The organism is Parafrankia sp. EUN1f, assembly GCF_000177675.1.
Taxonomy (GTDB): Bacteria; Actinomycetota; Actinomycetes; order Frankiales; family Frankiaceae; genus Parafrankia.
Map to the genome: position 1 here is coordinate 1 of NZ_ADGX01000277.1, position 5,528 is coordinate 5,528.

Genomic DNA, 5,528 nt, shown 5'->3' on the forward strand with positions numbered 1-5,528 from the left:
AGAACAATCATTCCTATCCGAGTGCCGTCGGGCCGAATCCTCCGAATGGATTCCTCGAACTCCTCCGCACTTCTGCTCTCGCGCACCGGCAGGAGTACGCAGCGTCGTCCGAGCTGTTCGACTGCCGTCCGGATAGGCAGGTAGCACGGTGTGTGCGTGACGACTTCGTCCCCCGGTGCCGTGAAGGCCAGGACCGCGCAGCAGAGAGATTGCATGGACTGTGCGCAGATCTCAACGCGACTTTCGTCCACGCTGGCACCGTAGAGGTGCGACTGGCGATTCGCGAAGATTTCCCTGAGACGGTTCACCGTGGGCCCGGAGAAGTCCGGGTAGCCGACGTCCGACTTCGTCAAAGCGTCGTTTATGGTGTCGTGTATCGGCGTCGCGAGTTCAAAATCGAGATCTGCCACGTCGAGCGGCACCTCATTTGGCTGCGCGCGCGACCACTTCATGCCCAGCTGTGCTCTGAGTCGATCCTCTGGAACGGCCGTGAGTGCTGCTCGCCGCATTGCGTGCTCCGTTTCCTTGCAGTCTCCGCTCTACGTGAGCCCAGGCCTCCCGTACTACGAGAATATAGCCGAGTTGGCGTGGTGTCAGCGCGCTGACAGCAGCTTTCGCTCGCGCGGCCGACGCCTGACGGGCGATGGGGTGGAGAGATGCCGTCGGGTTTCTGCGGGGGATGCCGTATACGCCGACGTAGCCGCGGCCCGCCGTGAGGACGAGCTCGCTCAGGCGGCTGGGTAATCCCTGGTAAGGACTCGCCCTTGGCCCGCGGCCCCAAGCCCGTCGCTTCGGGGCCAGGTGGTCCGGAGTCCCGGCGAAGTTGTCGGCTAGCAAGCAAGTTTCGTGGTCGCGCCCAGGGGTCGCTCGGGGCGGCGGGCCTGATGGCGGATTCCAGCGCCGGTGCGCGTGGCGCCGAGCCGCCATGACCCGGGGCGCGTTGCCGGTTCGTACCTGGCTGAGGCCTGCACTGAAGACGGCGTCGCCGCTTCAGCGCAGTCCATTCTTGACCAGTCAATGGTCGCGGACGAATGTGGCGGGCTTGGGTTGGGCTGGCCTGATGTGTCGGCGGGTTCGGCCGGGCCGGGCCGGGAAGGACGCCACGAGCTGCCGCCGCGGCGCGTGGACACCGCGCATAGTGCCTCACTTGGGCGTGCCTCGCGCATCGCCCTGCAGGTTCGGCGATCCCGCGTGACCCTGAACCGACCTCGTCGGCGAAAACTGGATGCCGAGCAACCCTGGCGGATCGCGTCCACATTCCCTCGGTGCGACCTGGAATCCTTGCGGCGTCGGACCCGTTAAGTTTACCATCTGGAGGTGTCCGCGTTACTGCCAACGCCACTGATCCAAACGGCACCTGACATGTTCCTGAAGTGCGAGCTACTGCATCCGGGTCGAAGCCACAAGGCTCGGGTGGCCCGCGCCCTTGTCGATGACGCTGAAATCCGGGGGAAGATCTTTCCTGGTTGTGGGCGTACGCTTCTGGAACGGACTGGCGGGAACCTCGGGATCGGGCTCGCGATTGAGGCGCGCTGTCGTGGTTATGAGCTCATGTTGATAACCGATCCGGACTACTCGCCGCACAAGCGGGCGATCGCTAGACGTCTCGGCGCCACTGTGCTGGACCGGCTGAGTGACTTTCCTGGCTGTCGGAACAACCAGGAGGCTATTGATGAGGTGCTGGCCGCGGAGGGCGAGAGGGTATACTATCTCGATCAGTTTCATAATCCGGCTAATCCGAAGACCCACCTTCAGGAGACAGGTCCGGAGCTGCTCGCGCAGCTCGTCGGGGGCGGCTGTGGTCGGGGTGCGGAGATAGTCCTCGTCGGTGGTCTTGGCACGGGTGCCACAATGCATGGAATCTCCACCGTGCTGAAGAGCTGGTTTGACGAGGTGAAGGTTCTGGCGATCGAACCGCCCAACTGTGATCTGGTGAGCGGTGTCTACGGGAGTCATGGGCTGGAAGGGATAGCGGTAGGAGAGGCCCCGCCGTTCTTCTCGTCCGAGGACCTCGACGGTGTTCTCGCTGTCGATGAAGGCGAGGCGGCTGCGGCCAGAATGTGGCTGCTGCGGAATTTTCGGCTTCTTGTGGGCCCAAGTAGTGCGGCCAACGTCGCGGGCATAGCCAAGGCCCGGGAGAGCTACCGGGCCAGTGACGCGTGCCGAGCTCGCGTCTTCGTGGCGGTTCTCTACGACCGAGGAGAAGATTACGACTGATGTCGAGAGATCCGTTCCAAAGTATTATTCTGGATGCGGAGCATGCGCTCCGTGCTGTCGTTGGGATCCGGCCGGAGCTCGCTCCGTTCGTGACGCTGGCCAGGCCCTGGCTCGACGATGCGGCCAGGAGCGCTCTGGAAGACCTCTGGGCATTTGCCAGGCGCGACGCGGCCGCGATGGGTGATCCCGACTACGTCCTTGCCACGTATCGTTGTTTTCGCGCGGTTCTCGGCTATCGCGTTTCCAACCTGATCCACCGGCGGGCGCTGTCATTTCCTGCTGGAGATGCCGTCAGATTCTACCTCGTCTGCCTGGCGCGCGGCCTCTCGGAGCTGATGAAGGTGGAGACGGGCGTCGAGATCCATCCGGCGGCATCGATAGGTGCACGCTTCGTCATAGATCACGGTCTTGGCACGGTGATCGGTGAACAGGTCCGGCTTGGCACGGACTGCTACCTTCTGCAGGATGTTGTGCTCGGCGGCGCGGCTATTGCTGACTCAAGCCTGCGGCCGCTCGGCTCGCGACGCCACCCGGACATCGGCGACCGGGTCGAAATGGGTGCTGGCGTCCGGGTCCTCGGCCCGATCACCGTGGGCGATGACTGCTGGTTGGGTCCGGGCGTGACGGTCACGAATACTCTGCCGGCCCACACGCGGGTGAAACTGGTCAACACGACACAAATGATTCGTGGCGACGGTGGGCCTACCATCCAGGGCGCGGTGATGTTTCGTGACACTGTTCTCATCGTGGGTGTGAGACTCGGGAACCTGGTGCCCACCATGCTGGATGCGACTCTCGAGCCGATCCACCAGCTGAAGGTTGTCTCGTCAGGCGATAGCTATATCTGCTGTCATGCTCCTGAACGGCAGGCGACGGGTTCCGGTAGCGTCACGATCGGTCTTCTCGTTGGCGGCAGGATTTCGAGCTGGCTGCTCCTGGCGTCGTCGGCCGTCGGGCTTGGCGAGTCCGCTGATCTGGCTGGCGTCGGGTCACCCGGCGGTCGTAATGTCTCCCTCGTTGTGCCGCGCTCAGAGCTGATTTGAGGGAGCCTCCGTGGCGTTACCTGCCTGGGTGGCCCTGGACGCCGTCATTGTCTTTGCCGCGCGCAAGCTCATCAGCGCGGTCTCGGTGAGCACACGGACCCCGGTATCAATGGCGCTCTCGTCGACGTCGAATCGGCCCGAGTGCAGGTCGGCGGACGGCGGCGCATCCCGCGGGGAGACTCCAAGGCGTGCGTAGGAGCCGGGTACCTTCTCCAGGAACCAGGAGAAGTCCTCTCCGCCGAGGCTCTGCTCCACGTGCACGAGGTTCGCCGCGCCTAGCTCCGCGGTGACCGCAGCCTCGAGGAGCTGCGTGCACTCAGGATCGTTGATGATGCTGGGGGCAACTCTGGTGTATTTTCCGGTGACCTGTGCTCCGAGGAGGGGGGATGCCTTGGCGAGATATTCATCGATTACTGCCGGGGCGCGTTCCCAGGAATCTCGGTCCAGGCAGCGTACCGTGCCCAGAGCATATTCAGAGACAGGTGTCTGGCCGTCGACGGCCAATTCGGTGTCGACCCTGCCGAACACCAGTGAAGGCACAGAGAATCCCGTCGATCCAAATTCTCGCTGCAGATATGTCGGAAGCTCGCTCAGTACTTTCGCCAGCGCGAAGGTCAGACGGCCGTCGTTTTCTGGTGCGTTGGACTCGAGGGCTTGCACGGTGATCTCGAGATAGTCGGAACTCGCGGTGATCGGGCCGCTCCTGGTCCCAATCGTTCCGGCTGTCAGCTTGGGATCGCAGTGGAGCGCGTAAATCATGCCAACCTGGTCCAGGACCCCTGCGTCGATCGCCGCGAGTGCGCCGCTGGGATGTACTTCCTCGGCGGCCTGAAATATCAGGCGCACTCCACCGGTGGCAAATTCGGCCTGCCGCTGCGCGAGCTCCAAGCCTGCTCCGAGGACGATCGCTGTGTGCACGTCGTGGCCACATGAATGTGAGACCCCGGACACTTTCGACCGGTAGGGGACATCTTTCTCGTCCTGGATCGGCAGCGCGTCGATATCGGCGCGCAGCGCAACCATAGGTCCGCCTTCGCCGGAGATGTTACAAAAAAGGCCCACCCCTCCGGGGAGAACCTCCGGCGCCAGCCCCGCCGCCGCCAGCGCGCGGTAGATTGTTCTGGTCGTCCCGTGCTCCTGATAAGAAAGCTCCGGCGCTTCGTGCAGCGAGCGGCGGAAAGCTATAAGGTCTACGGAGCCGGTTCGTGAAGGCATCTCGTCTCTCTTTGCGGGTGTGGGCCAGGGTGTTTGCGGGTCGTCAGCGGATGACCCGGTGCGGGCGTGGCACACATAGCTCACCGGCGGGCGGCGATGATGCTCGGGTGTGTTGTCTCCGGGGTGCTGGCGTCTCGGTACAGTGCGGCTGGCATTGGATGTGGGGTTCAGGAGATGTCGAGTTCGGCTGCCTCACCTGAGCTGATCGAGTGCTGCGGAGCGTGACCATGCTACAGCGGCGCCGCGACTGTTCCCATTGGTGGTGGTTGACCGGTGGCGCGTTGGATGCCTTCGGCCCTAAGCCACCGGTGGTGGGGTCGACCGGCGACCGAGATGTGCCCGGTGCCGCGATCTGTCCTCATCCGACGTTCCGAGACAGGTTGGCGAGTTGCCGCGCCACCGTCCCCGTCGACGATGTCTGCCGGTAGTAGCGTGACGGCACGACGGGGCCGATCAGAGCTCCCGCAGCGTGTGGCGAGGTGACAGGCTGATCACCGAATCCGAGATCCGTCGGGCGCCGCCTGGTGTTCACCGAGGGCTAGCGGCCAGGCCCAGCGCTTCCACCGCTTGGGATTCGGCAAGCCGCTCGGCTTCGGCAGCGTCTCGACCGTCGTCGACTGGGCCCACACCACGCTGGCAGACGGATCCGCCTGGCGTGACTACTACCTCGACCTCGACCTCGACTTGGCCCAGCGCCGGCGCCGGACGAGCCGGGGGAGACCGGCCATCCCGCCCGAATGTTCGTCCTCGGGCGGAATGCCGTCGTCCGCTACCAGCAGGCCACCGTCCGCAGAGGCTCTGGAGGCTCTTTCGGCCAGGCCGCGCACATCAGAGCCATCCTCGCCGCCGCGCAGGGAGATCCGGATATCCCCGTGCACTACCCACGAACGAAGCCCAGACTCTGGAACGGCGGACTCCCGATACCCCCCGATCCTCGTGGCCGCTCCTACACCTGGTTCGTGACCAACGAGTCACCGACGTGGACTGCGCAGACGCTGGACGAACCGGGCGGCGAGCCGTTGACCGTCAGCCACGAGAAGAGGCAGCCTGGCC

The 5,528-nt window shown here is 64.4% G+C and carries 3 protein-coding genes and 1 pseudogene; 2 read left to right on the top strand and 2 right to left on the bottom strand.

Annotation, left to right across the window (positions count from 1 at the left end):
• Positions 1-410, bottom strand: a pseudogene (locus tag FREUN1FDRAFT_RS37645) (hypothetical protein); the annotation flags it as partial.
• 907 nt (positions 411-1,317) lie between these two features.
• On the opposite strand from FREUN1FDRAFT_RS37645, the gene FREUN1FDRAFT_RS42640 reads away from it, so the two are divergent.
• Entirely contained in the window at positions 1,318-2,217 is a 900-nt protein-coding gene (locus FREUN1FDRAFT_RS42640) for a PLP-dependent cysteine synthase family protein (RefSeq protein ID WP_255348250.1), read from the top strand.
• A complete protein-coding gene (locus tag FREUN1FDRAFT_RS37660; protein WP_006545688.1) occupies positions 2,217-3,260 on the top strand; it encodes a serine O-acetyltransferase in 1,044 nt (347 codons plus the stop codon). The genes FREUN1FDRAFT_RS42640 and FREUN1FDRAFT_RS37660 overlap by 1 nt, the downstream gene beginning before the upstream one ends.
• On the opposite strand, the gene FREUN1FDRAFT_RS37665 is transcribed toward FREUN1FDRAFT_RS37660, so the two are convergent.
• Complete coding sequence (locus FREUN1FDRAFT_RS37665; protein WP_063745386.1) at positions 3,246-4,475, bottom strand: amidohydrolase; 1,230 nt, start codon at positions 4,473-4,475, stop codon at positions 3,246-3,248. The genes FREUN1FDRAFT_RS37660 and FREUN1FDRAFT_RS37665 overlap by 15 nt on opposite strands.
• Positions 4,476-5,528 lie beyond the last annotated feature (1,053 nt).

Bases quoted from the DNA above. Each gene is read 5' to 3' on its own strand.
- FREUN1FDRAFT_RS37665 (WP_063745386.1), bottom strand. From the start codon at position 4,475: ATGCCTTCACGAACCGGCTCCGTAGACCTTATAGCTTTCCGCCGCTCG.
- FREUN1FDRAFT_RS37660 (WP_006545688.1), top strand. From the start codon at position 2,217: ATGTCGAGAGATCCGTTCCAAAGTATTATTCTGGATGCGGAGCATGCG.